The organism is Halopseudomonas pelagia CL-AP6 (assembly GCF_000410875.1).
Taxonomy (GTDB): domain Bacteria; phylum Pseudomonadota; class Gammaproteobacteria; order Pseudomonadales; family Pseudomonadaceae; genus Halopseudomonas; species Halopseudomonas pelagia.
In genome coordinates this window covers 1-1,031 of the sequence record NZ_AROI01000069.1, presented here as the reverse complement: position 1 = coordinate 1,031, position 1,031 = coordinate 1, and the positions used below count along the sequence as shown (strand labels likewise).

The window sequence follows — 1,031 nt, the reverse complement described above, 5'->3', positions numbered from 1 at the left end:
CCCAGAGTGTGTAAAAACGCTGTCTCAAAACCTTGCTATGATTTCTCGGGATTTCATCGCAAGGATCGACCATGAAGCGCTTCATTCAAGGTGAGCATCGAGGCCAAAGCACCTTACTGCCCGAGAGCCTCGACGATTACGTCAACGATACCAATCCTGTGCGAGTGGTCGATGTCTTTGTCGACGAACTCGACCTAGTGAAGTTGGGTTTTGAAAGTGCCATCCCCGCTGATACTGGTCGGCCTGCTTATCATCCCTCGATCCTGCTGAAGATCTACATCTACGGTTACCTCAACCGGATTCAATCCAGCCGGCGTCTTGAGCGGGAAGCACAGCGCAACGTGGAGTTGATGTGGCTGACCGGACGTTTGATGCCTGATTTCAAGACTATCGCTAATTTTCGAAAGGACAACGGTAAGGCTATCCGTGGCGTCTGCCGTCAGTTCGTTCTGCTGTGCCAGCAATTGGGATTGTTTGGCGAGAGTCTGATCGCCATCGATGGCAGCAAATTCAAGGCGGTCAACAACCGAGATCGCAATTTCACCAGCGCCAAGTTGAAGCGACGGATGGAGGAAATAGAAGCGAGTATTAGCCGGTACCTGATTTCGCTCGACGCTGCCGATCAACAGGATCGTCCTGTCTCTGACGCCAATGTCGTGCGCCTGGAAGAAAGAATCGCCAAGTTGAAGGTGCAAATGAAGGAGCTTCAGTCAATCGAAGCTCAGCTCAATGAATCACCGGACAAACAGGTATCACTGACGGATCCAGACGCCCGTTCCATGATGACTCGCGGCACAGGAATCGTTGGCTACAACGTGCAGACAGCGGTCGATACCAAGCACCATTTAATCGTCGCTCATGAGGTGACCAACGTCGGGTCAGACCGCGATCAGCTCAGCCCTATGGCCAAGCAAGCCCGCGAGGCGATGGGGACAGAAAAGCTGTCGGTGGTAGCTGACAGAGGCTACTTTAAGAGTGAGGAAATCCTGGCTTGTCACGACGCGGAAATCCTCGCCTATGTACCCAAGCCA

General features: G+C 52.9%; 1 protein-coding gene. It reads left to right on the top strand.

Annotated elements, in window-relative coordinates:
- Positions 1-71 precede the first annotated feature (71 nt).
- A partial coding sequence (locus K787_RS0121580) for an IS1182 family transposase (RefSeq protein ID WP_022964861.1) occupies positions 72-1,031 on the top strand: 960 nt, incomplete at its 3' end.